The organism is Pseudomonas sp. BF-RE-21 (genome assembly GCF_019947305.1).
Lineage (GTDB): Bacteria > Pseudomonadota > Gammaproteobacteria > Pseudomonadales > Pseudomonadaceae > Aquipseudomonas > Aquipseudomonas migulae.
The window spans coordinates 1-26603 of record NZ_JAGYGF010000042.1; the positions used below are offsets into that span (position 1 = coordinate 1).

Sequence of the window (26603 nt, forward strand, 5' to 3'; positions counted from 1 at the left end):
GCGATGGCGTTCTCACGGGCGCCATCGCCGGCAAGCCGGCTCCTACAAAGGGGCACCCGTTAATTGCGGGCACAAAAAAGGCCTCCCGAAGGAGGCCTCTTTTTTGTCACGCCGCTTGCGCAGGCGCTACCGGATCAGCAGCTGTAGTACAGCTCGTATTCCAGTGGGTGTACGAAGGTACGTACCTTGATTTCTTCTTCGCTTTTCAGAGCGATGTAAGCGTCGATGAAGTCATCGGAGAACACGCCGCCTTTGGTCAGGAACGCACGACCTTTGTCCAGCTCTTCCAGGGCTTCTTTCAGGCTGCCGCAAACTTGTGGGATCTCTTTCGCCTCTTCAGGCGGCAGGTCGTACAGGTTTTTGTCAGCTGCATCGCCAGGGTGGATCTTGTTCTGGATACCGTCCAGGCCAGCCATCATCAGTGCTGCGAAGCACAGGTACGGGTTGGCAGCCGGATCCGGGAAGCGTGCTTCGATACGGCGGCCTTTCGGGCTCGACACGTAAGGAATACGGATCGAAGCGGAGCGGTTACGGGCCGAGTAGGCTAGCATTACTGGAGCTTCGAAGCCTGGAACCAGACGCTTGTAGGAGTTGGTCGCCGGGTTGGTGAAGCCGTTCAGGGCCTTACCGTGTTTGATGATGCCGCCGATGAAGTACAGAGCGGTATCGGACAGACCGGCATAGCCTTCACCTGCGAAGGTGTTCTTGCCGTCTTTCCAGATGGACATGTGCACGTGCATGCCCGAGCCGTTGTCGCCGTACAGAGGCTTAGGCATGAAGGTAGCGGTGCGGCCGTAGGCATCGGCCACGTTGTGCACGACGTACTTCAGGGTTTGGGTTTCGTCGGCTTTCTTCACCAGGGTGTTGAACTTGACGCCGATTTCGTTCTGGCCGGCAGTTGCCACTTCGTGGTGGTGAACTTCGACGGTCAGGCCCATTTCTTCCAGTGCGTTGCACATGGAGGTACGGATTTCGTGGTCGTGGTCGAACGGCGGAACCGGGAAGTAACCACCTTTGACGCCTGGACGGTGGCCTTTGTTGCCGCCTTCCACGTCCTGGTCGGACATCCACGAGCCTTGTTCAGAGTAGATCTTGAACATGGAGCCGGAGATGTCGGACTTGAACTTCACTTGGTCGAAGATGAAGAACTCTGGCTCCGGACCGGCATACACAGTGTCGCCGATGGCGGTGGATTTGAGGTATTCCTCTGCGCGCTTGGCGATCGCACGTGGGTCGCGATCGTAGCCTTGCATGCTCGAAGGTTCGATGATGTCGCAGACCAGGATCAAGGTCGGCTCTTCGGTGAACGGGTCCAGTACGGCAGTGCTGTCGTCCGGCAGCAGGATCATGTCGGAGGCTTCGATGCCTTTCCAGCCAGCGATGGAGGAACCGTCGAACATCTTGCCGACTTCGAAGAAGTCTTCATCCAGCGCGTCGCGAGCCGGCATGGTCACGTGGTGCTGGGTGCCTTTGGTGTCCGTGAAGCGCAGATCAATCCACTTGACGTCATGATCTTTGATGAGTTGAACCGACTTCGACATAGTGTCCTCCGGGTGGCTTCGGGCTTAGTAGTGGATGCCCTTAGAATGTGGGTGATGCCGGCGCGAATACTCTGCCAAGGCAACCTGCCTCACAAGGGAGCAAATTGCATGCCAGTGCCCCACCATGGGTTTTTTGCCCCAATATCACGCTTATAAAGGTGTAATGCGCATTAATGGAGAAAATCCCGCCCTACAATGTGGCGCTAAAATCAATAAATGACCTGTTTTGGTGCGTGCAAAACCTTCTGCACATTAACTGGTTAAACCTTGAGCAATTTCCGCTATAATCCGCGCCCCCCTTTTTCGGCAGGCCTCGCGCGCGCTGTTTCCATGAAATTAATCGTAAAAGTCTTCCCAGAGATCACCATCAAGAGCCGCCCGGTACGGATGCGTTTCATCCGCCAGTTGGCCAAGAACATCCGTGCCGTGCTCCGCGATCTGGATCCGGCTGTGGTGGTGAACGGCGTGTGGGACAACCTCGAGCTGGAAACCCGCGTCAGCGATCCCAAGGCTCTGAAGGAGATGGGCGAGCGTCTGAGCTGCATGCCGGGCGTCGCGCACTTCCTGCAAATCGATGAGTACCCGCTGGGTGATTTCGACGACATCGTTGAAAAATGCAAGCAGCACTACGGTGACGCACTGGCCGGCAAGATTTTCTCGGTGCGTTGCAAACGCGCTGGCAAGCACCCATTCAGCTCGATAGATATTGAGAAATACGTCGGCAGCCAGTTGCGCCGCCAGTGCGGTGCCGCCGGGATCGACCTGAAAAAACCTGAAATCGAAGTCCGAATCGAAGTTCGCGACCAACGGTTGTTCGTGATCCATAGTCAGCACAACGGCATCGGCGGTTATCCGCTGGGTGCCCTGGAACAGACGCTTGTGCTGATGTCCGGCGGCTTCGACTCCACTGTGGCGGCCTACCAGATCATGCGTCGCGGCCTGATGGCCCACTTCTGCTTCTTCAATCTGGGCGGAAGGGCCCACGAACTGGGCGTGATGGAAGTCGCGCACTTCATCTGGAAGAAGTACGGCAGCTCCCAACGCGTGTTATTTGTCAGTGTGCCGTTCGAGGAAGTACTGGGAGAAATTCTCGGTAAAGTCGATAACAGTCATATGGGCGTAGTATTGAAGCGTATGATGTTGCGCGCTGCGACCCAAATTGCCGATCGACTGCAAATCGAAGCGCTGGTGACCGGGGAGGCGATCTCCCAGGTGTCGAGCCAGACATTGCCGAATCTGAACGTGATCGACTGCGTGACCGAGAAGCTGGTGCTGCGCCCGCTGATCGCCAGTCACAAGCAGGACATCATCGATCTGGCCAACGAAATCGGTACCGCCGATTTCGCCCGGCACATGCCGGAGTATTGCGGGGTCATTTCAGTCAACCCGAAGACGGCTGCCAAGCGCCACCGGGTGGAGCATGAAGAGAAAGAATTCGACATGGCAGTCCTTGAGCGTGCGCTCGAGAACGCCAAACTGGTGCCGATCGATCGCGTGATCGACGAATTGGGCCAGGACTTGCAGATCGAAGAAGTCAGCGAAGCACTGGCGGGCCAGATCATCATCGACATCCGTCACCCGGATGCCGCTGAAGACGAGCCGCTGGAACTCGCTGGCATTGAGGTACAGACGATGCCGTTTTATGCATTGAACGCTCGTTTCAAGGAACTGGACCCTACTCGCCAGTACCTGCTGTATTGCGACAAAGGCGTGATGAGTCGCCTGCATGCCCACCATTTGCTCAGTGAGGGGCATGCCAATGTGCGCGTTTATCGACCGAGCTAAGAGCCCGGGGCTGTTTGCCTGTGGCCTGCGTCATCGGCCCCCCGACTCTGCCGTCAAGCTGTAACGGCAAGGCCTGACTCTACTGTTAATCGCTGCCAAGACTTGTCAGCACACCGAATCCTCTGATCGAGATACACAAGTGATCGAAAATCTACGCAACATCGCCATCATTGCTCACGTTGACCATGGTAAAACCACCCTGGTAGACAAACTCCTGCGTCAATCCGGCACTCTGGAGCGCAACGAGCTCAACGACGAGCGCGTGATGGACTCCAACGACCAGGAAAAAGAGCGCGGTATTACCATTCTGGCGAAAAACACCGCCATCAACTGGAACGGCTACCACATCAACATCGTGGACACCCCGGGCCACGCCGACTTCGGCGGCGAAGTTGAACGCGTAATGTCGATGGTTGACTCCGTTCTGCTGCTGGTTGACGCTCAAGACGGCCCTATGCCGCAAACCCGTTTCGTGACCAAGAAGGCTTTCGAAGCCGGCCTGCGTCCGATCGTGTGCATCAACAAGGTTGACCGTCCAGGCGCGCGTCCGGACTGGGTTCTGGACCAGATCTTCGACCTGTTCGACAACCTGGGTGCCACCGAAGAACAGCTGGACTTCAAAGTCGTCTACGCCTCGGCCCTGAACGGCATTGCCGGTCTGGACCACACCGACATGGCTGAAGACATGACCCCGCTGTACCAGTCGATCGTCGACAACGTACCTGCGCCGAAAGTTGACCGTGAAGGCCCGTTCCAGATGCAAATCTCGGCACTGGACTACAACAGCTTCCTGGGTGTTATCGGTGTTGGCCGTATCGCTCGTGGTAGCGTCAAGCCGAACACTCCGGTTGTCGCCATCGGCGCCGACGGCAAGAAACGCAACGGCCGTATCCTGAAGCTGATGGGTCACCACGGTCTGCACCGTATCGACGTTGAAGAAGCGTTTGCCGGTGACATCGTGTGCGTGAGCGGTATGGACTCGCTGTTCATCTCCGACACCCTGTGCCAGCCGGACAACGTCGAGGCGATGAAGCCTCTGACCGTTGACGAGCCAACCGTTTCCATGACCTTCCAGGTAAACGACTCGCCATTCTGCGGTAAAGAAGGCAAGTTCGTGACTTCCCGTAACATCAAGGAACGTCTGGACAAAGAGCTGCTGTACAACGTTGCTCTGCGCGTTGAAGAAGGCGACTCGGCTGACAAGTTCAAGGTTTCCGGCCGTGGTGAGCTGCACCTCTCGGTACTGATCGAAACCATGCGTCGCGAAGGCTTCGAAATGGGCGTTGGTCGTCCTGAAGTGATCATCCGTCAGGTTGACGGCGTGAAGCAGGAACCGTTTGAAAACGTCACCATCGACACCCCTGAAGAATCCCAGGGCAAGGTCATGGAAGAGATGGGTCTGCGTAAGGGCGACCTGACCAACATGGTGCCGGATGGCAAAGGCCGTGTGCGTCTGGAATACAACATCCCTGCTCGTGGTCTGATCGGTTTCCGTAACCAGTTCCTGACCCTGACCAACGGTGCTGGCATCCTGACCTCGATCTTCGATCGCTACGACACCATGAAGTCCGGCGACATGTCCGGTCGTCAGAACGGTGTTCTGGTATCGGTAGAAACCGGCAAGGCTCTGACCTACTCCCTGGAAACCCTGCAGGCACGTGGCAAGCTGTTCGTTGAACACGGTCAGGAAATCTACAACGGTCAGATCGTTGGTCTGAACAGCCGTGATAACGACATGGGCGTCAACCCAACCAAAGGTAAGAAGCTCGACAACATGCGTGCTTCGGGTAAAGACGAAACCATCGCTCTGGTTCCACCTGTTCGCTTCACCCTGGAACAGGCCCTGGAATTCATCCAGGACGACGAGCTGTGTGAAGTTACTCCTAAGTCCATCCGTCTTCGCAAGAAGATCCTGGACGAAGGCGAGCGTACCCGCGCTGCCAAGAAAGCCAAGAACTGAGTTTTAGTTCAGGCTGAATGAAAACGCCCCCGGTCGAAAGGCCGGGGGCGTTTTTGTTTGTCTGCGATTTGTGTGGTGTTTTCAACGGCCCCTTCGCGGGCAAGTCGGATCGCCGCATCGCTCGCTCCTACAGGTTATGCGCTGCCCTTGTAGGAGCGAGGCTTGCCCGCGAAGGCGCCCGTTCAGGCGCCGATAATCCAGATCAGAATTTCTCGAGAGGCCGACGGCTGCTGCTGGTCTCGCGCGCCACTTCTTTCGGCTTGTAAGCGCAATACCCCGGTCGCGGCCCGATCTTCGGGTGATTGCGGCAAGTATCCGGGCGCTTTTCATAAATAGTGCACAGACGGCTCTTACGATCCAGATACAGGCAATCGTTGTTGCTCATGCGCTGGAGGGTGAAGATCTCGGTCTTCTGGCTGTAACGCTCGACGATCCCTTCCTTCTGCAAACGCTTGGCGATGTTCTTCGCCGGTTCGCCGCGCTCGAACTCGTCGACGATGCCGATGCGGATCAGGTCCTTGATCTTGACCTCGACCGGCAGGGTGCAGCAGCTGGATATGCAGGAACCGCACATCGGCGCAGAGTATTTGGCCCAGGTATCGAGACGATCGATCTCTGCGGCGGCGATCAGGTTGGGCTTCATCATCGGTTGTTACCAGCGTGTGCATCAGGGCGCGCGATCATACCGGGACTGGTGGATTTTTGAACAACCTTTCGCCAGATTTTTTTAACTGTGGTCAACAACCCTTGAATTCCGGCACGGCCCCTGCATTGATTCAGGTACACGACAAGGTAATGCCGACCTATCTCGCACTAACAGGAAAAACTGCCGAACCAGAGCCTCTACCGCCTGTCAGACCGTCTAGGCTCAGACAACTCAAAGCTCGCTCGAGGTCTTATCGATGACTCAAGAACCACTTGTTCGCGAAGCAGAGGTGGCCGCATTCCGCGACGCCGTCTTGACCAAACTCACCTACGCGGTGGGTAAAGACCCGGATCACGCCTTCGACCACGACTGGTTCGAAGCCATTGCGCTGGCTGCGCGCGATCACATGGTCGAGCACTGGATGGACCACACCCGGCAGATCTACCGCAAAGGTCAGAAGCGGGTTTATTACCTCTCCCTGGAATTTCTCATCGGCCGGCTGCTCTACGACAGTTTGAGCAACCTCGGCCTGCTCGACGTCGCCCGCGAAGCGCTGACCGAGCTCGGCGTCGACCTTGAACGTATCCGCTTGCTGGAGCCCGACGCAGCCTTGGGCAACGGCGGCCTCGGTCGTCTGGCGGCGTGCTTCATGGAAAGCATGTCGACCCTCGGCATCGCCGGCCACGGTTATGGCATCCGTTACGAACACGGCTTGTTCCGCCAGGCGATTGTCGATGGCTGGCAGCAGGAACAGACCGAACACTGGCTGGATTTCGGCAACCCGTGGGAATTCGAACGGCCGGAAGTGGTTTACCCGATCGGCTTCGGCGGCAGCGTCGAAACCGTGACCGACTCAAACGGCAAGTCCAAGCAAGTCTGGTCCCCGGCGGAAACCGTGCGCGCCATTGCTTATGACACTCCGGTAGTCGGCTGGCGCGGGGCGAGCGTCAACACGCTGCGCCTGTGGCGTGCCCGTGCGATGGAAGATTTGCACCTCGAACGCTTCAACGCCGGCGACCACCTCGGCGCGGTCGCTGAAGTGGCGCGGGCGGAAAGTATCTCCCGCGTGCTGTATCCGGCGGACAGCACCGAAGCCGGACAGGAACTGCGCCTGCGCCAGGAATACTTCTTTGTCGCGGCATCTCTCCAGGATTTGCTGCGCCGTCATCGCAACATGCACACCTCGGTGCTGACCCTGGGCGACCACGCGGCAATCCAGCTCAACGACACTCACCCGTCCATTGCCGTGGCCGAGCTGATGCGCCAATTGGTCGATGTCTACGACGTGGCGTGGGACGCCGCGTGGCAGGTCACCGTCGACACGCTTTCGTACACCAACCACACGCTGTTGCCGGAAGCGCTGGAAACCTGGCCGGTCGGTTTGATGGAGCGGATGCTGCCAAGGCACATGCAGATCATTTACCTGATCAACGCCCAGCACATCGATTCGCTACGCGCCAAAGGCATTCACGATTTTGACGTGCTGCGCGCGGTATCGCTGATCGAAGAGGACAACGGTCGCCGTGTGCGCATGGGCAACCTGGCGTTTCTCGGCTCCCACAGCGTCAACGGCGTGTCCGGACTGCACACGCAACTGATGCGCAAAACCGTGTTCTCGGAACTGCACAAGCTCTACCCGGAGCGGATCAACAACAAGACCAACGGCATTACCTTCCGCCGCTGGTTGTATCAGGCCAACTCGGAATTGACCTCGATGCTGGTCGATGCCCTCGGCCCTGATCTGTTGGATAACCCGGAGGAGCGCTTGCTCGATCTGGAACCGTTCGCGGAAAAAGCCGCGTTCCGCAAGGCCTTCGCCGAACAGCGCTTGCACAGCAAAAAAGCGCTGGCGTACATCATTCACGAGCGCCTTGGGGTCGCGGTCAACCCGGCGGCGATGTTCGACGTGCAGGTCAAACGGATCCACGAATACAAACGTCAGTTGCTCAACTTGCTGCACACCGTCGCGCTGTATCAGGCGATTCGCGCCGAGCCGGAAATCGACTGGGTGCCGCGGGTGAAGATCTTCGCCGGCAAGGCCGCCGCCAGTTATCACCAGGCCAAACTGATCATCAAACTGACCAACGACATCGCCCGGGTGGTGAACAACGACCCGACCGTGCGCGGCTTGCTCAAAGTGGTGTTCCTGCCTAACTACAACGTCAGCCTGGCGGAGAGCATCATTCCGGCGGCGGATTTGTCCGAGCAGATTTCCACCGCAGGCTTCGAAGCGTCGGGCACCAGTAACATGAAGTTCGGCCTCAACGGCGCGCTGACGATTGGCACGCTGGACGGCGCCAACGTGGAAATGTGCGAGCGCATCGGCGCCGAGCACATGTTCATCTTCGGCCTCAGTGCGCAGCAGGTTGAAGCGCGCAAACAGAATCATGAATTCAATGCGACGCCGGACATTGCCGCGTCCCATCGGCTCAATGATGTGCTGCAAGCGATTCGTGGCGGGGTGTTCTCGCCGGATGATCCGTCCCGTTACACCGGCTTGATCGATTCGCTGATCGACTACGACCGCTTCCTGGTCTGCGCCGATTTCGATTCCTACTGGGACGCGCAGATGCGTGTTGAAGCCCATTGGCACGATTCGAACGAGTGGTGGCGTTCGGCGGTGTTGAACACGTCCCGGATGGGCTGGTTCTCCTCGGACCGGACCATTCGCGAGTACGCGACGGATATCTGGAAAGCATTGGAGTAACTTTTAGCCACAAATGTGCGCAAGGTCCGACGGTTGTTGGACCTGACCGATATACTAAGCACCAGTTTGCCAGATGTTTCAGTGATGTCCTTGTGGGCATCTTCGCGGGCAAGCCTCGCTCCTACAGGATTTACGCATACCTGTAGGAGCGAGGCTTGCCCGCGAAAGCATCAGCGCAGACGCCACAGGCAATGGGCCGCTTAGGGATATCGACCATGCAATGGATGTTCATGCTGATTGGGCTGGTGCTGGGCTGGATACTCGACGAGTCGTTCAGCGACGCGCTGTTGGGGGCGTTACTCGGGTTGGGTATCGGCCAGGCCATTCGCATCGGCCGTTTGGGTTCACAGGCGGCTGAACAGCGCGCTCTGCTGGAGCAGGCGCAGGTCGCACTGAATGCGGTCCAGCAACGCCTGGCCACGCTGGAGGTGTCTGGCGTCAAGGCGCCTGAAACCAGCGAGCCGCTTGCCGAGGAACCGCTTGCCAGCGAACCGGCCCCGTCCCCCGTATTCATTCTCGAAGAAGTCCCTGTCTCTTCCCCGGAGATGGTCTGGGAACTCCCGCCCGAACTCGAACCGATCACCGCGACAACGACGCAAACCAGCCGTCCGCTGCCCGACGATGCCTGGAAATCCGAACCGGTTGCCCGCGAGCCCGCCGTCCCGCGCGGCCCGAACTTCATCGAGCGCGCCATCAGCGGTGCCCGTAACTGGCTGTTCGGTGGCAACACCGTGCTGCGGGTCGGTGTGGTGCTGTTGTTCCTCGGTCTGGCGTTTCTGCTGCGCTATGCCACCGAAGGCATGGTGGTGCCGATCGAACTGCGTTACGCCGGGGTGGCGGCGGCTGCGTTGGCCCTGCTCGGTCTGGGCTGGTGGCTGCGTCATCGCAACACTAACTATGCGTTGATGCTGCAAGGCACCGGGATCGCCGTGTTGTACCTGACGGTGTTCGCGGCCATGCGTTTGCATCCGCTGCTTGATCCGACGGCGGCGCTTGGGCTGCTGGTGGCGGTGACGGTGTTCTCGGCCATTCTGGCCATCACTCAAGACTCGCTGGCACTGGCGTGCGCCGCCGCGTTGGGCGGTTTCGCCGCGCCGATCCTGACGTCCACCGGCGCCGGCAACCATGTCGCGCTGTTCAGCTATTTCGCCTTGCTCAACGCCGGCATTCTCGCCATCGCCTGGTTCAAGGCCTGGCGGCTGCTCAACCTGATCGGCTTTGTCGGCACCTTCGGCATCGGTTTCGCCTGGGGCCTGCGCTCCTACACACCGGAGCTGCTTTGGAGCACCGAGCCGTTCCTGATTGTGTTTTTCCTGATGTACCTGGTCATCGGGCTACTGTTTGCACGACGCAAGTTGCTGGAAATGAGCGACGCGCCCGAGGACGACAGTCGCGAGGCGCTGCTGCACTGGTCGGCACGCAAAGGTGACTACGTCGACGGGACGATGTTGTTTGGCCCGCCGCTGGTGGGTTTCGGTTTGCAGTTCGCGCTGGTCCAGCATCTGGAGTTCGCTGCCGCTTTCAGTGCATTGGCGCTGGGCATGATTTACATGGGCCTGGCCCGCTTGCTGATGGGTGGCCGAGCGTTGTTGCTAGCGGAAACCTGTCTGGCGTTGGGCGTGATCTTCGCCAGTCTGGCGATCCCGTTGGGGCTTGATGCGCGCTGGACAGCGGCCGCTTGGGCGGTGGAAGGCGCCGGGATTTTCTGGCTCGGATTGCGTCAGCAACGACCGCTGGCGCGCGCCTTTGCATTGCTGCTGCAACTGGGTTCGGCGCTGGCGTTCCTCAGTGAGCTGCGGTTCGGCGAAAGCAGCCTGCTGGAAGGTGCGCCGCTGGGCGCGTTGATGCTCGGCGTGGCGCTGCTGTTCAGTTTCTACCAACTGCTTAACGCCTTGCCTGAGCAGACGTTGGCGTGGGAGCGCAAAGGCTTGCCGGTGCTGGCCTGCCTCGGTTTGACCTTCCTCTATCTGCTGGCGCCGCTGTTCTTCTTTACCCATGGCACGGCGATCAGTTGGGCGCTGGCCGGTCTGGCGACGTTGTTTGTCGGTCTGCGCCTGCAATCGCGCACCTTCCTCTTCACCGCGTTCGCTGTGCAATTGCTGGGCGGCGCGTTGTTCCTGCTGCGCCTGCAAGGTGCGAGCGGTGAGTCTGGCGCGGTGTTCAGCGCGGGCTGGAGCGGTTTGCTCAGCGCGTCGCTGATCGGTCTGGCGTTGATCGCCGGTATGTTGCTGGCTGCGCGCGATGACATGGTGCGCAGCGATGTTCGGCTGTTGCGCGGTTTGTCGGTGGTGTTGCTGGCCGGCCTGGTGCTGATCAATCTCGCTGTTCTGTTCGTGCTGCCGTGGCAAACCGCAAGTGCGGTGTGGGCGGCCAGTGGTCTGTTCATTGTCTGGCTGAGCCTTTATCTGAAGCAGCGCGTGAGTTTCGTCTTCGGTCTGCTGTTGCAGGTGATTGGCGGGGCGGCGTTCCTGTTCGCCGGGCCGGACCTGCTGGGGCCGCTGGCCAGCGAAGGGCTCAAACCATTGGCGCATAGCGGATTCTGGACGCCGTTGGTGCTGGGGCTGGCGGCGTTGGTCGGCGCCTGGCGCTTGCAGCTCGGCAACCATGCTTCGGCGTTCGATGTCCTGAGTTTGCAGCGTTTGTCCGAAGTGCTGCTGGTGTGGGGCGCGGGTTGGTGGGCGTTGGCGTGGATCAGTGAAGTGCTGCGTTTTGCACCGATGAATCTTCAGGCGACGTTGCTGCTGGCAGTCGCGGCGCTGAGCGTCGCGCTGTGGGCCGTGTTGGCGTTGCGCCTGAAATGGCCGTCGCTGGGTTTGCTCTGCACTTTGCTGATTCCTGTGGCGGGTGTGGTATTGCTCGGGGCATGGCACGCGCGTTACCACCCGGCGGCTGACTTCGGCTGGCTCGCCTGGGCGGCGGTGTTCGTCGTGCATTTCATCTCGCTGCGGCGTCTGGCGCCGATGCTCCCCGAGCGGGCTTTGAGCACCGCTCATGTACTCGGTTGCTGGCTGTTGATCGGTGTGCTGGCGCTGGAGTTGCGTTACGGGTTGCTGCTGTTGTCCGAGCAATACAACGCCTGGCGTTGGTTGGGTTGGGCGATTCTGCCAAGTGTTTATCTGGTGTTGATGGCCGCACCGCGTGCCTGGCCGTGGCCGGTGTCGGCTTATCCGCGCGAGTATCGACTGTACGCGGCGGCGCCGCTGGCCTTGCTCATGCTCGGCTGGTTCTGGCTGGCGAACATTGTCAGCGACGGCACCGCCGAGCCGCTGCCCTATGTGCCGCTGATCAATCCGCTGGAGTTGGGGCTACTGTTTGCGCTGTTCGGCGTTTATGTGTGGGCCCGCAGCGCCGTGACGCAACTGGCGATCCGCAAGGACATCTTCGATCACGCCACGCAGCTGATCGCAGGTGTTTCGCTGTTCGCGTTTTTCACCGCGCTGGTGAATCGCACGGCTCACCATTGGGGCGGCGTACCGTTCGAGCTGGATTTGCTGCTCGCGTCGATGCAGGTGCAGGCCGGTCTGTCGATCGTCTGGACCTTGATGGCGCTGAGTCTGATGATCGGCGGCCATCTACGTCATCGTCGCGAAGTCTGGCTGATTGGCGCGGCGCTGATCGGCGTGGTGGTCGCGAAACTGTTCTTTGTCGAATTGAGTAACCGTGGCGGACTCGCCCGGATCGTCTCGTTTATCGGTGTTGGCGTGTTGCTGTTGGTGGTGGGCTATTTCGCCCCGTTGCCGCCCAAGCGCGTCGATGCTGCGCCGGAATCTGAAAAACCGGCCCCGGAAACCGAAGGAGTGTCGTCTTGAGTCAGAAGCTGAACCTGGTCTGGTTGGGCGCTGTTGCGTTGGGCGTGGCGCTGTCGGCCAACGCGCAGGAAAAACCGGCGGACTTCGCCACGCAAGTGCCGTTGACCGTGAGCGGCGAAGGTCCGTGGTATCGCCTCGAATTGCCCTTGGCTGTGCAACTGAATGCGCGACAAACCGACCTTAGCGATGTGCGCGTGTTCAACGCGGCCGGTGAGGCTCAGGCCTACGCCGTGGCGCGGGAGACCGCGAAAACCGGCGAACCCCCCACCCTGACCGACGTGAAATGGTTCCCGTTGTACAACTCGGCGGACGCCACCGAGCGCGCGCCGAGTGTGCGGGTGCAATCGAGCGCCAATGGCACGCTGGTCGAAGTGCAGCCGTCGAGTCAGCTGGAGGTGGGCGAAGAAGTGCTGAGCGGTTGGCTGCTCGACGCCAGCGGCATCAAGGCGCCGTTGCAGCAATTGATCCTCGACTGGACCAGCGAGCGCGATGGCTTCCAGCGCTTCAGCATCGAAGCCAGCGACGATTTGCAGCATTGGCAGTCGTGGGGTGACGGGCAGGTGGCGCGGCTGACGTTTGCCGACGAGCGGGTCGAGCAGCATGAGGTCGGCTTGCCGGGACAATCGGCGCGTTATCTGCGTTTGTTGTGGAGCACGCCGCAATCGGCGCCGATATTGACCTCGGCGCAATTGCAAAGCGCCATCACGCGCAGCCTGCCGCTGCCATTGGTCTGGTCACAGCCGTTGGCGGGTGCCAGCGTGAAGGCGGGTGAATACACCTGGCAATTGCCGATGGGGTTGAACGTCGAGCGCGTGCAGGTCGAGCTGAATCAGCCAAACAGCCTGGCGCCGGTGACGTTGTCCGGTCGTCGGGAAAGCAGCCTGCCGTGGCAGCCGTTGAGCAGTGGTTTGCTCTATCGCCTGACCCAGAGTGGCCAGGACGTGGTGCAGAACGAATTGCAGTTGCCGGGGCAAACCGTGCAGCAGTTGAAGTTGACGGTGGACGAACGCGGCGGTGGCTTGGGCGTTGAGGCGCCGACGGTGCGTTTCGCTGTGCGTTCGACGCAACTGGTGTTCCTGGCGCGCGGTGCCGGGCCTTATACGCTGGCGCTGGGCAATGCGACGGTGAAAGCGGCGAACCTGCCGCTGGCAACGTTGATTCCGGATTACAGCGCGGCGAAGTGGGCGGCGTTGGGCAAGGCGACGGTGTCGGGCGGGGTGGTAGAGACGCCGAGCTCCACACTCACATCCGTTGCACAGGCTGAACCGAACTGGAAGAAGTTCGGGTTGTGGGCGGTGTTGTTGCTGGGTGTTTTGTTTTTGGCGGCGATGGCGTTCAGCTTGTTGCGTAAACCTCCGGCCAATTCCTGAGAAAGGCTGGCGCTACGCGCCATTCGCGGGCAAGCCTCGCTCCTACAGGTGTACGCGTTCCACTGTAGGAGCGAGGCTTGCCCGCGAAGACTGACTGTCAGGCACCAAAAATCCCAAAACTGCCGCCCGTCGCCGGCCCACATCCGGCCGGTTTCGATCTACGCTAAACCCGGCACATGAACTCTGTTGGACGTATCACGTCTGATAGGAGGAAATACGCCCCGACTCGCGTTAAACTGCGCGGGTTTTTAGCCCCCCATTCCACCGGAGCCTTCCATGTCCCGCGTTACCCTGAGTCGCTATTTGATTGAGCAGACCCGTAGCAACAACACCCCTGCCGATCTGCGTTTCCTGATCGAAGTGGTGGCGCGCGCCTGTAAAGAAATCAGCCACGCCGTCTCCAAAGGCGCCCTGGGTGGTGTTCTGGGCAGCATGGGCACTGAAAACGTCCAAGGTGAAGTGCAGAAGAAGCTGGACGTGATGTCCAACGACATCCTGCTCGAAGCCAACGAATGGGGCGGTCACTTGGCCGGCATGGCGTCCGAAGAAATGGACAATGCCTACCAGATCCCGGGCAAATACCCGAAAGGCGCGTACCTGCTGGTATTCGACCCGCTGGACGGTTCGTCGAACATCGACATCAACGCGCCGGTCGGTACGATCTTCTCGGTGCTGCGTTGCCCGAACGAATACCTGACCCAGAACGAGCCTTTGAACGAAAAGGCCTTCCTGCAGCCAGGCGCTCAGCAGGTTGCCGCCGGTTACGCGATCTACGGTCCACAGACCATGCTGGTGCTGACCCTGGGCAATGGCGTCAAAGGCTTCACCCTGGACCGTGAAATGGGCAGCTTCGTACTGACCCACGAAGACATCACGATCCCTGAGTCCACTCAGGAATTCGCGATCAACGCCTCCAACCAGCGTCACTGGGAAGCGCCGGTACAGCGTTACGTCAGCGAATTGCTGGCTGGCGATGAAGGCCCGTTGAAAAAGAACTACAACATGCGCTGGGTTGCCGCGATGGTTGCCGACGTGCACCGCATCCTGACCCGTGGCGGTCTGTTCATGTACCCACGCGACAGCCGTGAGCCGTCGAAGCCGGGCAAACTGCGCCTGATGTACGAAGCCAACCCGATGTCGTTCCTGGTTGAACAGGCGGGCGGCGCGTCCACCGACGGCCACCAGCGCATCCTCGACATTCAACCGGAAGGCCTGCACCAGCGCGTAGCAGTGTTCCTCGGTTCGAAAGAAGAAGTCGCACGCGTCACGGCTTACCACAAGGAATAAACATGACCGCGCCCTGGCAGCCGTTGCTCGAATGGTGGTTCGGAAATTCCGAATCGCCGAACGAAGTAGCGGCTGAGAAGGGCAGGTTATGGTTCGGCAAGCACGACAGCCAGGACCTCGAAGCGCAGTCGCGTTTCGGGGACTGGGTCGAGCAGGCACTGGCCGGTGGATTGACTGACTGGGCGCAACGCCCGGAAGGTTGGCTGGCCTTGGTGCTGCTGCTCGATCAACTGCCGCGAATGATCTTTCGCGAAACACCCAAATCCTTTTCCGGCGATCTCAGGGCTCAGGCACTGGTGGCGCAAGGCATTGCTGCGGATTTCGATCGGCAGTTGAAGCCGATTCAGCGGGTGTTCATCTATCTGGTGTTCGAGCACTGCGAGAATCTGGCGGTGCAGAATGAGGCCGTCTCACGCTATATCGATCTGGTGGCGCAACAGCCAGAGGGCGAGCGGAAACTCTTTAGCCATTATCTGGGCTACGCCGAGAAGCACCAGCAGGTGATTGCGCGGTTTGGACGGTTTCCGCATCGCAATGCGGTGTTGGGAAGGGAGTCTACGGTTGAGGAGTTGGTGTTTCTTTTGCAGCCTGGGTCAAGGTTCTAAATCTTCATTGCGGCTGATGCCGTCTTCGCGGGCAAGCCCGCTCCCACAGGTATCTCGTCGTACACATAATTTGTGTCCACCGAAGATCACTGTGGGAGCGGCGGTGCGACGATTCGACTTGCCCGCGAAGGGGCCCGCAAGAGCGCTTTAGATCCTGAAGCTACCGACCAACTGCTTAAGACGCGCCGCCTGCTGCTCCAGATCGGAACACGCCCGCAACGTCGCCTGCAGGTTCTCCACCCCTTCCTGGTTCAGCGTGTTGATCTCCGTGATGTCGACATTGATCGACTCCACCACCGCAGTCTGCTCTTCCGTCGCCGTGGCCACGGACTGGTTCATCCCGTCGATCTCGCCAATACGCTGTGTCACGCTACCCAGACGCTCGCCCGCCTGATTGGCGATGCCGACGCTGCTTTCACTCTGACGCTGGCTGTCGGTCATGGTGCTCACCGCTTCACGGGCGCCGACTTGCAGCTCCTCGATCATCTTCTGCACTTGCTGCGCCGAGTCCTGGGTGCGGTGGGCGAGGTTGCGCACTTCGTCTGCCACCACGGCAAAACCGCGCCCGGCTTCACCGGCACGGGCGGCTTCGATGGCGGCGTTCAGCGCCAGCAGGTTGGTCTGCTGCGAGATACTGGTGATCACTTCCAGAATCTGCCCAATGTTCACCGTGTTGCTGTTGAGCGTCTCAATGTTGCCGCACGAATCGCTGATCTTCGCCGAGAGCTGCTGCATCGCCGCGATGGTTTTATCCACCACTTGCTGACCGTCTTCGGCCAAGGCGCGTGCATCGCTGGAATGCTGCGAGGCGAGGGCGGCGTTCTGGGCGATTTCCTGAGCGGCTGCGCCCAGTTCATTGATGGCGGCGGCCACGCTGCTGGTGCGCGAGGCTTGCTGATCGGAGTTGAACATCGACGAGTTGGACGCGGCGACAACGCGCAGGGCGACCTCGTTGACCTGGCCGGTGGCCGAGGACACTTCGCGAATCGAGGTGTGAATCCGCTCGACAAAGCGGTTGAACGAAGTACCCAGCGCGCCGAATTCGTCGTGGCCGTGAATGGTCAGGCGTTTGGTCAGGTCGCCTTCACCTTCGGCGATGTCATGCATGGCGCGGCCCATGGTCAGCAGAGGCTGCATCAGGAAACTGATCAGCATGCCCAGCAGCGCGATGATGATCACTACGGCGATAACCATGGCGATGATCGCCGAGGTGCGGAATTCGCTGAGCATCGAGAACGCGGTGTCCTGATCCAGCACCAGCGCCACATACCAATCCGCCGACGGCACGCCGTTGACGTGGGTGAAGGAGATGAACTGGCGTTTGCCGTCGATCTCGACCTCTTTCATGCCCGGGCTGACTTGCGGCGCGCCGTTCGGGTAGGCCTCGGCGAGGTTCTTGAGCACCAGTTTGCTGTCCGGGTGAATCAGGATCTTGCCGTCGGCGCTGACGATAAACGCATGGCCGTGACCGCCGAAGTTCAGTGAGTTGATGATCGCGCTGACGCTGGACAGGTCAATGTCGGCGCCGGCGACGCCGATCATCTGGTTCTGATGCTTCACCGGTGTGGCCACGGTGATCACCAGTTTGCCGGAGGACGCAGCGATGTACGGTTCGGTGACGATGGTCTGTTGCGCGCCGTTGGCCGCCTTGTACCAGCCGCGTGCGCGGGGGTCGTAATCGGCGGCGCGATTGCCGGCCGGAACCGAGAACATCACGCCGTCAGTGCCGCCGAAGTAGCTCAGCTGGAAATTGCTGGTGTAGGCCGGCAGGTCGATGGCGCGCTTGAGGCTGGCCTGGACGCTGCCGTCCACGGCGATCTGTTGGGACAACGATTGCAACAGCTGGATGCGGCTTTCCAGCCAGGTTTGAATGTTGCTGGTGGTCAGGCTGCCGAGTTCCTGCATCGACGATTCGGTACTGCTGCGCAAGGTCTGGCGCTGGCGGTAGTCGTTGAAGAGGATGAAACAGGCGAATGCAACGGCCACCACGAGGGCAGCAGCCAACAAGATTTTGTGGCTGAACTTCATGTTTCTGGTCATTAAATGAACTACCGCGGAGGTGCTGGTCGACAAGGGGCGTCAATTTGCCACAGGAACGGGCTTTGCGCTGCCTTTTATGTCGACTGAGCGGCGCCAAAGATTAGGCGAATTCTGTCAAAACCGACGAAATGCTCAACAACGCGAGAAAGTGGCTGATTTTTCGGCAAAAGGCAGACGAGCGGCCCGATAAATAGGCACTCGGTCAGGGAACCAGACAGGGGTTTTCTCTTCTAAGCTTCAGCTTGGCTGTCATGCCATTCCCCTTTGTCCCAGGAGCTACACAATGTCGCTGCGTTCCATCGCCCTGCTTTCGTTCTGCGTCTTGCTGGCCGCGTGCGGCAAAATCAATCAGGAAAACTACTCCAAGTTGTCGACAGGCATGGCCAAGGCCGAGGTGGAAACCTTGCTGGGCAAACCTACCGACTGCGCGGGCGCGCTCGGCATGTCCAGTTGCACCTGGGGCGACAAGAACAGCTTTATCAGCGTGCAGTACGCCGGTGACAAAGTGTTGATGTTTTCCGGCCAAGGCCTGAAGTAAACCGGGGCGATATGCCCACGGGAGAAAAACAATGAAGCGGTTATTGATCCTCCTTTTTGCCAGCCTGGTATTGGCCGGCTGCGCCACTTCTGGTGAAAATCCGTTGGCGCCGAAAACGGTCAACAGCGTCAATCTCAAGAAGTACCAAGGGACCTGGTACGAGTTGGCGCGTCTGCCGATGTATTTCCAGCGCAACTGCGCGCAATCCGAAGCGCATTACACGCTCAAGCCGGACGGCAACATCCTGGTGCTGAATCGCTGCCTGACGGCGGATTGGCAATGGGAAGAGGCCAAGGGCACGGCTTATCCACAGGTGCCGGGCAAGACTGACAAGTTGTGGGTCGAGTTCGATACCTGGTTTTCGCGGTTGATACCGGGCGTGGCGAAGGGCGAGTACTGGGTGTTGTTCGTCAGCGACGACTACAAGACTGCGATCGTCGGCGACCCGAGCCGCCGCTATCTGTGGCTGCTGTCGCGAACCCCGACGGTCAACGGTGTAGTGCGCGAAGAACTGCTGAGCAAGGCGCGCCAGCAGGGGTATGACACCACGCGGCTGATCTGGCGTGCGACGGATACGCAGATGGCCAAGACCTCGAATTGATTACGCACCCTTTGTAGGAGCCGGCTTGCCGGCGATGGGGCCGTCATGTTCAACATCACTTTTGACAGACAGTCCGCCATCGCCGGCAAGCCGGCTCCTACAAGGGTTTGTGTTAACCCAAGAGGTCGCGCAGGACCTGGGTGAACGCGCGGTTACTTTCTTCTTCTGCGGCATGTCGCCCATCGCGCACAACCCACTGGCCATTGACCAGCACATCGCGCACCTGGCGATCGCCGCCGGCAAACAACCAACGATTGAGAATCCCGTCACCACTGGCGGTCGCCAGGTACGGATCGTTGCCGTCCAGCACCAGCCAATCTGCCCGTTTGCCAACTTCCAGCGCACCGATCGGCTGCCCCATCGCCTGCGCGCCGCCGTCGAGTGCCGCGTCGTACAGCGTGCGGCCGACCATCGGCTGATCCGCGCCATACAACCGGTTGCGCCGCTGATCCCGCAGGCGCTGGCCGTATTCCAGCCAGCGCAATTCTTCCACCACGCTCAGCGACACATGGCTGTCAGAACCGATGCCCATGCGCCCGCCTTGAGCGAGGAAGTCCACCGCCGGGAAAATCCCGTCGCCGAGGTTGGCTTCGGTGGTCAGGCACAAACCGGCAATGGCGCGACTCTTGGCCATCAGCGTGACTTCTTCCGGGTTGGCGTGGGTCGCGTGGACCAGGCACCAGCGTTGGTCGACTTCGGTGTTTTCATACAGCCATTGCAGCGGGCGGCGACCGCTCCAGCTCAGGCAGTCGTCGACTTCCTTCTGCTGTTCGGCGATGTGAATGTGCACCGGGCACTGCTTGTCGCTGGCCGCCAGCACTTCGCTGATCTGCTGCGGTGTTACCGCGCGCAACGAGTGGAAACACAGACCCAGCGATTGCGCCGGTTGCTGCGCCAGGATCGGCTGCAAGCGCGATTGAAGCTTCAGGTAGTTTTCAGTGCTGTTGATAAAGCGGCGCTGGCCGTCGTTCGGCGTCTGGCCGCCGAAACCGGAATGGCTGTAGAGCACCGGTAGCAGGGTCAAACCGATGCCGGCCGAGCTGGCCGCCTGGCTGATGCGCAACGCCAGTTCGGCCGGATCCGCATACGGTTGGCCGCTTGTGTCGTGGTGCACGTAATGAAATTCCGCCACCGAGGTGTAACCGGCCTTGAGCATTTCGATGTACAGCTGACGGGCGATCACGCCGAGTTGATCCGGGCTGATTTTTCCGACGAGACGGTACATCAAATCGCGCCAGGTCCAGAAACTGTCGTTCGGATTACCGGCCACTTCCGCCAGCCCGGCCATCGCTCGCTGGAACGCGTGGGAGTGCAGATTCGGCATGCCTGGCAGCAGCGGACCGCTTAGCCGTTCGGCGCCATCTGCGTGGGAATCGGCCTGGATATGGGTCAAAACGCCGTCGGCGCTGACCTCAAGACGTACATTGTTGGCCCATCCACTAGGCAGCAGCGCGCGTTCGGCAAAGAAGGCGGACATGGTTCAGCACCCCATCGTGTGTTATTTGTATATACATATACAGACGTTTGCCTGCCCGGTAAACTCCGGCAAGCTAGCAACCTCTCTTCAACGAACAAGGATTAACCGTGCCGACTCCGCCTGCAGTGTCACCGTTGGCCGCGAACATGGGCGACAGTCCGGCGCCCTTGTACGCCCGCGTCAAACAGATGATCACCCAGCAAATCGACAGTGGAAACTGGCCACCGCACTACCGCGTTCCGTCGGAAAGCGAGCTGGTCAGCCAACTCGGTTTCAGCCGCATGACCATCAACCGCGCGCTGCGCGAGATGACTGCCGACGGTCTGTTGGTGCGTATGCAAGGCGTCGGCACGTTCGTCGCCGAGCCGAAAAGCCAGTCCGCGCTGTTCGAAGTGCACAACATCGCCGACGAAATCGCCTCCCGTGGCCATCGCCATACCTGCAAGGTCATTACCCTTGAAGAAGAGGCCGCCGGTTCCGAGCGCGCCCTGGCGCTGGACATGCGTGAAGGTCAAAAAGTCTTCCACTCGCTGATCGTGCATTTCGAAAACGATATTCCGGTGCAAATCGAAGACCGTTTCGTCAACGCGCTGGTCGCCCCGGACTACCTCAAGCAGGACTTCACCCTGCAAACGCCTTACGCCTATCTGAACCAGGTCGCTCCGCTGACCGAAGGCGAACATGTGGTCGAGGCGATTCTGGCCGAGGCCAGCGAGTGCAAGTTGCTGCAGATTGAGAAAGGCGAGCCGTGCCTGCTGATTCGTCGCCGCACCTGGTCTGGCCGTCAGCCAGTGACCGCCGCCCGTTTGATCCACCCTGGTTCCCGTCATCGTCTGGAAGGTCGGTTTCATAAATGAGTCAGATAAAGGTTTTACGTGCCGTTGATTACCCGCGCATGCCGTGGAAAAACGGCGGCGGCAGCACTGAAGAAATCACCCGCGATGCGGGTACTGGCCTGGATGGTTTCGGCTGGCGCCTGTCGATTGCCGATATTGGTGAGTCGGGCGGCTTCTCGACGTTCACTGGCTATGAGCGGGTGATCACCGTGCTGCAAGGCGACGGCATGACCTTGCGCGTCGATGGCCAGGACACGCATCCGTTGTTACCGCTGGAACCGTTTGCGTTCAGTGGCGAGAGCCAGGTGTCGTGCACTCTGCTTGGCGGGCCGATTCGCGACTTCAACCTGATTTATGCGCCGCAGCGTTACAGCGCACGGTTGCAGTGGCTGGACGGCGAACAACGGTTTTTCAGTTCGGCGGGCACGGTGTTGGTGTTCAGTGTCGGCGAGGCGCTGGAAGTGCAGGTTGGTAACAACACCCAGCAATTGGGTCGCCATGACTGCCTGCAACTCGACGGTAATAACGGCCTGCTGGAAGTCTCCAGTAAAGGCCCGTGCTGTGTGGTCGAGCTGACTGCACGCTGATCCAAAATCCTTTCGCGGGCAAGCCTCGCTCCTACAGTGGACCGCAGATCCCCTGTAGGAGCGAGGCTTGCCCGCGAAGTTTTTCCACCGATCAAATCCGTTCCCTAATGCGCACCACTTTGTTACCGAACGCCCCAGCGTGGCGCAAAACCACGCTCAAGTAACAACAGTCCTCCCCTCCGCAAAATCCTCCCGAAAAATTTCATCTTCTCCAAAACCCTTGATCCAGGGGGCTTCCAGCCTTCCAAAAACTTTTCTTGAACACCCATCCAACAAGTTGGCCGCTTGATTGCATATGCTTGTATGTACAAGTAAAGACGTATGCGTATGAGTCGATCGAGACTCTCCGCAGCGTCCACTGATTCGCTTGTGTCGCGTTGACGCGCACAGGCTGGCTTACCCACCGCCAGGGTTGGTTTGAATTGATCGCTGAGGAGTCTTTTTCGTGACTGACAATACCCAGAAACCTACTACCGCCTCTTTTACAAAGTACCGTGATGTTGAAATACGTGCGCAGCGCGGTAACAAGCTGACCGCCAAGAGCTGGCTGACCGAAGCGCCGCTGCGCATGCTGATGAACAACCTCGACCCGGAAGTCGCCGAGAACCCTAAAGAGCTGGTGGTTTACGGTGGTATCGGTCGTGCGGCGCGTAACTGGGAATGCTACGACAAGATTGTCGAAAGCCTGACCAACCTGAACGAAGACGAGACCCTGCTGGTGCAATCCGGCAAGCCGGTCGGCGTGTTCAAGACCCACAGCAACGCTCCGCGCGTACTGATTGCCAACTCCAACCTGGTGCCACACTGGGCGAGCTGGGAACACTTCAACGAACTCGACGCCAAAGGCCTGGCCATGTACGGCCAGATGACCGCCGGCAGCTGGATCTACATCGGTAGCCAGGGCATCGTTCAAGGCACCTACGAAACCTTCGTCGAAGCCGGTCGCCAGCACTACAACGATGACCTCAAAGGTCGTTGGGTCCTGACCGCAGGCCTGGGCGGCATGGGCGGCGCTCAACCTCTGGCTGCAACTTTGGCCGGCGCTTGCTCGCTGAACATCGAATGCCAACAGGTCAGCATCGACTTCCGTTTGAACAGCCGCTACGTCGACGAGCAAGCCAAAGACCTCGACGACGCTCTGGCCCGCATCGAGAAATACACCAAGGAAGGCAAAGCGATTTCCATCGCCCTGCTGGGTAACGCCGCTGAAATCCTGCCGGAACTGGTCCGTCGCGGTGTGCGTCCGGACATGGTCACCGACCAGACCAGCGCCCACGACCCGCTCAACGGTTACCTGCCGGCCGGCTGGACCTGGGAAGAGTACCGCGCTCGTGCCAAGACCGAGCCTGCTGCCGTGGTCAAAGCCGCCAAGCAATCGATGGCCGTGCACGTTAAAGCGATGCTGGATTTCCAGAAAATGGGCATCCCGACTTTCGACTACGGCAACAACATCCGTCAGATGGCCCAGGAAGAAGGCGTGGAAAACGCATTCGACTTCCCAGGCTTCGTACCGGCTTACATCCGTCCGCTGTTCTGCCGTGGCATCGGCCCGTTCCGTTGGGCTGCACTGTCGGGCAACGCCGAAGACATCTACAAAACCGACGCCAAGGTCAAGGAGCTGATCCCGGACGACGCCCACCTGCACAACTGGCTGGACATGGCGCGCGAGCGCATCAGCTTCCAGGGGCTGCCGGCACGTATCTGCTGGGTTGGCCTGGGTCTGCGCGCCAAGCTCGGTCTGGCGTTCAACGAAATGGTACGCAGCGGTGAATTGTCCGCGCCAATCGTTATCGGTCGCGACCACCTGGACTCCGGTTCGGTGTCGAGCCCGAACCGCGAAACCGAATCGATGCAAGACGGTTCCGATGCCGTGTCCGACTGGCCTCTGCTCAACGCCCTGCTCAACACCGCGAGCGGCGCGACCTGGGTTTCCCTGCACCACGGCGGCGGCGTCGGCATGGGCTTCTCCCAGCATTCCGGCATGGTGATTGTCTGCGACGGTACTGACGAAGCGGCCGAGCGTATTGCCCGCGTTCTGCACAACGACCCGGCCACCGGCGTTATGCGTCACGCCGATGCGGGTTACCAGATCGCGATCGACTGCGCCAAGGAACAAGGGCTGAACCTGCCGATGATTACCGGTAAATAACGCAACACCTCTGTAGGAGCCAGCTTGCTGGCGATGGCGATTTACCTGATACATCAGGGTGCCTGAATCGCCGGCAAGCCGGCTCCTACAAAGATTTTTACCAACCCGGAAGAACAATCCACAGAGGTTGAATCATGGCTGTTAACAACGATCGTGCAGGCAGCAAACCGTTGATCGAGAAACGCTCGATCGACTACATCCCGGAAGCGGAAAGACACGGTCGTCTGTTCAGCCAGTTCACGCTGTGGATGGGTGCCAACCTGCAAATCACCGCGATTGTCACCGGGGCCCTGGCCGTGGTGCTGGGCGGTGACGTGTTCTGGTCGTTGATCGGTCTGTTGATCGGTCAACTGCTCGGCGGCGGGGTGATGGCGCTGCATGCTGCGCAAGGGCCCAAGCTTGGCCTGCCGCAGATGATCTCCAGCCGTGTGCAGTTTGGCGTTTATGGCGCGGCGATCCCGATCGTTCTGGTGTGCCTGATGTACCTGGGTTTCACCGCAACGGGCACCGTGCTGTCCGGCCAGGCGCTGGGCCAGTTGTTTGGCGTCAGTGACACCGTCGGTATCCTCATCTTCGCCAGTGTCATCGTGCTGGTCACGGTGCTCGGGTATCGGGTGATCCATTGGATTGGCCGTATTGCCAGCGTCATTGGTGTGATTGCCTTCGTTTACCTGTTCAGTCGTTTGATGAGCCAGACTGACGTTGGCGCACTCCTGCAAATCCGCCACTTCAGCTGGAGCAGCTTCCTGCTGGCGGTGTCGCTCGCGGCGTCCTGGCAGATCGCCTTTGGTCCTTACGTGGCTGACTATTCACGCTACTTGCCGAGCAAGACTTCCTCGGTGAAAACCTTTTTCGCCGCGGGTGCAGGTTCGGTCATTGGCGCGCAGGTGGCGATGATCCTCGGCGTGTTTGCCGCCGCCTCGGCCAATGGGCAATTCGCCGGTCACGAAGTGGCCTACATCGTAGGTCTGGGTGGTACCGGTGCCACCGCTGCGCTGCTGTACTTCAGCATCGCGTTCGGCAAGGTCACCATCTCCACGCTGAACTCCTACGGCAGCTTCATGTGCATCGCGACCATCATCAGCGGTTTCCGTGGTGACCTGAAAGTAACGCGCTTGCAGCGTCTGCTGTTTGTGCTGGTCATCGTCGGTGCGGCGACCCTGATGGCGTTGCTCGGCCAGCACTCGTTCCTCGGTGCGTTCAAGTCCTTCATCCTGTTCTTGCTGGCGTTCTTTACCCCATGGAGCGCGATCAACCTGGTGGACTACTACTGCATCACCCGCGAGCGCTATGACGTGCCGGCGCTGTCCGATCCGAACGGTCGTTACGGTCGTTGGAACGTTCTGGGTATCAGCGTCTATGTTTTCGGTGTGCTGGTGCAGCTGCCGTTCATCTCCAGCAAGTTCTATACAGGTCCGCTGGTGGCCGCTCTGGGTGATGTGGATATCTCCTGGATCATCGGCCTGGTGATTCCCGCCGCCCTGTATTACGTGTGTGCAAAAAAATGGCACGGCACAGTGCCCGATCAACTGATCCTGCCGGTCGAGCGGGACGTTATTACCGAACAAAAGCTGAATGTCGGTCGCGCTGCGGCGCAGGCCTGATTGGACGTGGACAGGGCTGGATGCCTCTTGACTGCCGTAAGCCAATTCATGATTAGGAGCGTCACAACAATGAAATCGAACAAGACCCTGCTGACCACATTGCTTTCCATGGGCCTGCTGGCCAGCGCCGGCGCCACTCAGGCAGCCGGTTGGTGCGAATCGGGCAAACCGGTGAAATTCGCCGGCCTGAACTGGGAAAGCGCCATGCTCCTGACCGACGTGCTGCAAGTCGTGCTGGAGAAAGGCTACGACTGCAAGACCGACAGCCTGCCGGGCAACTCCATCACCATGGAAAACGCCCTGAGCAGCAACGACATTCAAGTGTTTGCCGAAGAGTGGGTCGGCCGCAGTGAAGTCTGGAACAAGGCCGAGAAGGCCGGCAAAGTTGTCGGTGTCGGCGCGCCAGTCGTGGGCGCAGTCGAAGGCTGGTACGTGCCGCGCTACGTGATCGAAGGCGACGCCAAGCGCAAACTGGAAGCCAAGGCGCCGGACCTGAAAAACATTGCTGACCTGGGCAAGTATGCCGCCGTGTTCAAGGACGCCGAAGAGCCAGCCAAGGGCCGTTTCTACAACTGCCCGGCGGGCTGGACCTGTGAGCTGGACAACAGCGAAATGCTGAAAAGCTACGGCCTGGAAAGCAGCTACACCAACTTCCGTCCGGGCACCGGCCCGGCACTGGATGCCGCAGTGCTGTCGAGCTACAAGCGTGGCGAGCCGATCCTGTTCTACTACTGGTCGCCAACGCCGCTGATGGGCCAGGTTGACCTGGTGAAACTCGAAGAGAAGCCGGGCGTGGACAAGCGCGTGACCATCAAGGTTGGCCTGTCCAAGACCTTCCACGAGCAAGCGCCGGAACTGGTGGCCGTGCTGGAAAAGGTCAACCTGCCGATCGACCTGCTGAACCAGAACCTCGGGCGTATGGCCAAAGAGCGGATCGAGTCGCCAAAACTGGCCAAGATCTTCTTGAAGGAACATCCTGAAGTCTGGCACGCATGGGTGAGCGAAGACGCAGCCAAAAAGATCGACGCGGCCTTGTAGGTTGAGCTTTTCCGACTGCCGTC

General features: G+C 59.8%; 18 protein-coding genes and 1 pseudogene. 14 read left to right on the forward strand and 5 right to left on the reverse strand.

Translation table 11 applies throughout. The annotated features are described in order from the left end of the window. Positions 1–134 precede the first annotated feature (134 nt). Positions 135–1541 carry a type I glutamate--ammonia ligase gene (glnA, locus tag KGB25_RS22300; RefSeq protein ID WP_008028021.1) on the reverse strand — a complete coding sequence of 469 codons (1407 nt, stop codon included), beginning with the start codon at positions 1539–1541 and terminating at the stop codon, positions 135–137. Positions 1542–1871: 330 nt separating this feature from the next. Between glnA and thiI the strand changes: the two genes are divergently transcribed. Both thiI and typA read left to right on the forward strand, forming a co-directional pair. Continuing rightward, the gene (gene thiI, locus KGB25_RS22305; RefSeq protein ID WP_223436690.1) at positions 1872–3326 is read left to right on the forward strand and encodes a tRNA uracil 4-sulfurtransferase ThiI; all 1455 of its coding nucleotides are present in this window, start codon (positions 1872–1874) and stop codon (positions 3324–3326) included. Between the two features lie 139 nt (positions 3327–3465). Next, a complete protein-coding gene (gene typA / locus KGB25_RS22310) occupies positions 3466–5286 on the forward strand; it encodes a translational GTPase TypA (RefSeq protein ID WP_008028025.1) in 1821 nt (606 codons plus the stop codon). A gap of 202 nt (positions 5287–5488) precedes the next feature. Here the strand turns inward: typA and KGB25_RS22315 are convergent, their stop codons facing one another. Then, on the reverse strand, positions 5489–5929 hold the full coding sequence (locus tag KGB25_RS22315) for a YkgJ family cysteine cluster protein (RefSeq protein ID WP_085988407.1): 441 nt from the start codon (positions 5927–5929) through the stop codon (positions 5489–5491). A gap of 259 nt (positions 5930–6188) precedes the next feature. On the opposite strand from KGB25_RS22315, the gene KGB25_RS22320 reads away from it, so the two are divergent. The 5 genes from KGB25_RS22320 to KGB25_RS22340 all read left to right on the forward strand — a co-directional run bounded on the left by KGB25_RS22320 (position 6189) and on the right by KGB25_RS22340 (position 15710). Then, on the forward strand, positions 6189–8639 hold the full coding sequence (locus KGB25_RS22320; RefSeq protein ID WP_008028030.1) for a glycogen/starch/alpha-glucan phosphorylase: 2451 nt from the start codon (positions 6189–6191) through the stop codon (positions 8637–8639). Between the two features lie 215 nt (positions 8640–8854). After that, the gene (locus KGB25_RS22325; protein ID WP_223436692.1) at positions 8855–12448 is read left to right on the forward strand and encodes a DUF2339 domain-containing protein; all 3594 of its coding nucleotides are present in this window, start codon (positions 8855–8857) and stop codon (positions 12446–12448) included. After that, positions 12445–13818, forward strand: coding sequence for a DUF3999 domain-containing protein (locus KGB25_RS22330; protein ID WP_223436694.1), 1374 nt, complete (start codon positions 12445–12447; stop codon positions 13816–13818). The genes KGB25_RS22325 and KGB25_RS22330 overlap by 4 nt, the downstream gene beginning before the upstream one ends. Positions 13819–14094: 276 nt before the next feature. Further along, positions 14095–15105: a class 1 fructose-bisphosphatase gene (locus KGB25_RS22335; RefSeq protein ID WP_008040991.1), complete on the forward strand. Its 1011-nt coding sequence runs from the start codon at positions 14095–14097 to the stop codon at positions 15103–15105. A 2-nt stretch (positions 15106–15107) separates the two neighbouring features. Next, the gene (locus tag KGB25_RS22340; RefSeq protein ID WP_223436696.1) at positions 15108–15710 is read left to right on the forward strand and encodes a DUF924 family protein; all 603 of its coding nucleotides are present in this window, start codon (positions 15108–15110) and stop codon (positions 15708–15710) included. Between the two features lie 147 nt (positions 15711–15857). Here the strand turns inward: KGB25_RS22340 and KGB25_RS30645 are convergent, their stop codons facing one another. Both KGB25_RS30645 and KGB25_RS30650 read right to left on the reverse strand, forming a co-directional pair. Then, positions 15858–16622: a methyl-accepting chemotaxis protein gene (locus tag KGB25_RS30645; protein ID WP_371927683.1), complete on the reverse strand. Its 765-nt coding sequence runs from the start codon at positions 16620–16622 to the stop codon at positions 15858–15860. 93 nt (positions 16623–16715) lie between these two features. Further along, positions 16716–17750: pseudogene (locus tag KGB25_RS30650) on the reverse strand (cache domain-containing protein); the annotation flags it as partial. Positions 17751–18033: 283 nt separating this feature from the next. Between KGB25_RS30650 and KGB25_RS22350 the strand changes: the two are divergent. Further along, on the forward strand, positions 18034–18288 hold the full coding sequence (locus KGB25_RS22350; protein ID WP_008028040.1) for a hypothetical protein: 255 nt from the start codon (positions 18034–18036) through the stop codon (positions 18286–18288). Positions 18289–18319: 31 nt separating this feature from the next. After that, a complete protein-coding gene (locus tag KGB25_RS22355; protein WP_192417185.1) occupies positions 18320–18889 on the forward strand; it encodes a lipocalin family protein in 570 nt (189 codons plus the stop codon). A gap of 112 nt (positions 18890–19001) precedes the next feature. Here KGB25_RS22355 and KGB25_RS22360 read toward each other — a convergent pair whose 3' ends face one another. After that, positions 19002–20366, reverse strand: coding sequence for a formimidoylglutamate deiminase (locus KGB25_RS22360; protein ID WP_008036578.1), 1365 nt, complete (start codon positions 20364–20366; stop codon positions 19002–19004). 146 nt (positions 20367–20512) lie between these two features. On the opposite strand from KGB25_RS22360, the gene hutC reads away from it, so the two are divergent. The 5 genes from hutC (at position 20513) to KGB25_RS22385 (ending at position 26580) form a co-directional block, all read left to right on the forward strand. Beyond that, positions 20513–21223, forward strand: a complete 711-nt coding sequence (gene hutC, locus KGB25_RS22365) for a histidine utilization repressor (protein WP_172435301.1) — start codon at positions 20513–20515, stop codon at positions 21221–21223. Beyond that, entirely contained in the window at positions 21220–21789 is a 570-nt protein-coding gene (locus tag KGB25_RS22370; protein ID WP_223436700.1) for a HutD family protein, read from the forward strand. Before hutC ends, KGB25_RS22370 begins: the two co-directional genes overlap by 4 nt. Before the next feature lie 445 nt (positions 21790–22234). Continuing rightward, positions 22235–23938, forward strand: a complete 1704-nt coding sequence (gene hutU, locus KGB25_RS22375; protein ID WP_223436702.1) for a urocanate hydratase — start codon at positions 22235–22237, stop codon at positions 23936–23938. A gap of 134 nt (positions 23939–24072) precedes the next feature. Then, positions 24073–25542, forward strand: a complete 1470-nt coding sequence (locus KGB25_RS22380) for a purine-cytosine permease family protein (RefSeq protein ID WP_207284660.1) — start codon at positions 24073–24075, stop codon at positions 25540–25542. 69 nt (positions 25543–25611) lie between these two features. Beyond that, entirely contained in the window at positions 25612–26580 is a 969-nt protein-coding gene (locus KGB25_RS22385; RefSeq protein ID WP_008025265.1) for an ABC transporter substrate-binding protein, read from the forward strand. Positions 26581–26603: the final 23 nt, after the last annotated feature.

Bases quoted from the DNA above. Each gene is read 5' to 3' on its own strand.
- glnA (WP_008028021.1), bottom strand. From the start codon at position 1,541: ATGTCGAAGTCGGTTCAACTCATCAAAGATCATGACGTCAAGTGGATT.
- thiI (WP_223436690.1), top strand. From the start codon at position 1,872: ATGAAATTAATCGTAAAAGTCTTCCCAGAGATCACCATCAAGAGCCGC.
- KGB25_RS22315 (WP_085988407.1), bottom strand. From the start codon at position 5,929: ATGAAGCCCAACCTGATCGCCGCCGCAGAGATCGATCGTCTCGATACC.
- KGB25_RS22320 (WP_008028030.1), top strand. From the start codon at position 6,189: ATGACTCAAGAACCACTTGTTCGCGAAGCAGAGGTGGCCGCATTCCGC.
- KGB25_RS22325 (WP_223436692.1), top strand. From the start codon at position 8,855: ATGCAATGGATGTTCATGCTGATTGGGCTGGTGCTGGGCTGGATACTC.
- KGB25_RS22335 (WP_008040991.1), top strand. From the start codon at position 14,095: ATGTCCCGCGTTACCCTGAGTCGCTATTTGATTGAGCAGACCCGTAGC.
- KGB25_RS22340 (WP_223436696.1), top strand. From the start codon at position 15,108: ATGACCGCGCCCTGGCAGCCGTTGCTCGAATGGTGGTTCGGAAATTCC.
- KGB25_RS30645 (WP_371927683.1), bottom strand. From the start codon at position 16,622: ATGTTCAACTCCGATCAGCAAGCCTCGCGCACCAGCAGCGTGGCCGCC.
- KGB25_RS22350 (WP_008028040.1), top strand. From the start codon at position 18,034: ATGTCGCTGCGTTCCATCGCCCTGCTTTCGTTCTGCGTCTTGCTGGCC.
- KGB25_RS22355 (WP_192417185.1), top strand. From the start codon at position 18,320: ATGAAGCGGTTATTGATCCTCCTTTTTGCCAGCCTGGTATTGGCCGGC.
- KGB25_RS22360 (WP_008036578.1), bottom strand. From the start codon at position 20,366: ATGTCCGCCTTCTTTGCCGAACGCGCGCTGCTGCCTAGTGGATGGGCC.
- hutC (WP_172435301.1), top strand. From the start codon at position 20,513: ATGGGCGACAGTCCGGCGCCCTTGTACGCCCGCGTCAAACAGATGATC.
- KGB25_RS22370 (WP_223436700.1), top strand. From the start codon at position 21,220: ATGAGTCAGATAAAGGTTTTACGTGCCGTTGATTACCCGCGCATGCCG.
- KGB25_RS22380 (WP_207284660.1), top strand. From the start codon at position 24,073: ATGGCTGTTAACAACGATCGTGCAGGCAGCAAACCGTTGATCGAGAAA.
- KGB25_RS22385 (WP_008025265.1), top strand. From the start codon at position 25,612: ATGAAATCGAACAAGACCCTGCTGACCACATTGCTTTCCATGGGCCTG.